This window comes from Winogradskyella aurantiaca, from assembly GCF_003362725.1.
GTDB lineage: Bacteria > Bacteroidota > Bacteroidia > Flavobacteriales > Flavobacteriaceae > Winogradskyella_A > Winogradskyella_A aurantiaca.
This window is the reverse complement of sequence record NZ_QKTV01000025.1, coordinates 1-255: the sequence shown is the minus strand read 5'-3', so window position 1 is coordinate 255 and position 255 is coordinate 1. Positions and strand designations below refer to the sequence as shown.

The following is a 255-nucleotide window of genomic DNA, read 5'->3' as shown; positions in this document are numbered from 1 at the left end:
CCCACAGGTGATCTATACCCGAGTGAGTAATGTGATAGCCCCAGATATTTGTTTTGATGTAGGCGAGTTGACCTTACAGGTGAATCTCTTACCAGAGAGCGTACTGGAAGATAGATATGTCTTATGTTCGACAACCAATGGGACCGAGGTAGTGGTAACCCCGCCGGTGATAGACACAGGATTATCAGGAACACAGTACCGATTTGACTGGTATTACAATGGGGATCTGTTGGTGGATGAGATAGCACCGAGTAT

At 46.3% G+C, this 255-nt stretch carries 1 protein-coding gene; it reads left to right on the top strand.

Annotation, left to right across the window (positions count from 1 at the left end; translation table 11 throughout):
* Nucleotides 1–255: hypothetical protein (locus DN064_RS14105; protein WP_157962330.1), on the top strand; the 255-nt coding region annotated here is incomplete at both ends.